A 765-nucleotide genomic window follows, 5' to 3' on the forward strand; every position below is an offset into this window, starting at 1 on the left:
CACCGACACCGACTGGGGAGCCGCCATGGCGGCTACGGTGACACCTTCGCTGCCGGAAGGCAGTATGCTGGTGGTCATGAGTGTGTTGGGAGCCGTGGTGATGCCTCACAATCTGTTCCTGCATTCCGAAGTCATTCAGAGCCGGAAGATCAACACTAAGGGTGAACGGGGTATCAGGCATGCCCTGAAATATGAGTTTTACGACACTCTGCTGGCCATGACTGTGGGATGGGCTATCAACTCGGCGATGATTATTCTGGCGGCCGATGCTTTTTTTGCCAGTGGCCGCGTGGTCGACGCGTTGCCCGATGCCGGCGCTTTGCTCACGCCGATGCTGGGCGGCGGCGCGGCGGTGGTTTTCGCCATAGCCCTGTTGCTGGCAGGTATTTCCAGTACGGTGACGAGCGGTATGGCGGCCGGCAGCATCTTCGCAGGCATCTATGATGAGCCTTACGACTCGAAGGACGTGCATTCGCGGGCGGGTATTCTCATCTCTTTCGTTGCCGCTTTTCTTATTCTGTTGTTTGTGGGTGATGCTTTCCGGGGGCTTATCATCTCACAGGCTGTGCTCAGTCTCCAATTGCCTTTCACCATGTTCTTGCAGGTGAGCCTCACGTCATCGCGCCGTGTGATGGGCGACTATGCTAACAGCCGTTTCACCACGGTCCTGCTCTACACAATGGCCGGCTTTGTTACGTTGCTCAACGTTTATTTGCTCTGGAGCCTCGTGGCATGACAGGCGCCGGCTTGCCGGAGACATAGGAG

At 57.1% G+C, this 765-nt stretch carries 1 protein-coding gene; it reads left to right on the top strand.

Translation table 11 applies throughout. The features are described 5' to 3' along the window. The coding region (locus C5S62_RS04910; protein ID WP_133159504.1) for a divalent metal cation transporter at window positions 1–736 on the top strand (736 nt) is incomplete at its 5' end. Window positions 737–765 lie beyond the last annotated feature (29 nt).

It is taken from the genome of Prevotella sp. MGM2, from assembly GCF_002933955.1.
GTDB lineage: Bacteria > Bacteroidota > Bacteroidia > Bacteroidales > Bacteroidaceae > Alloprevotella.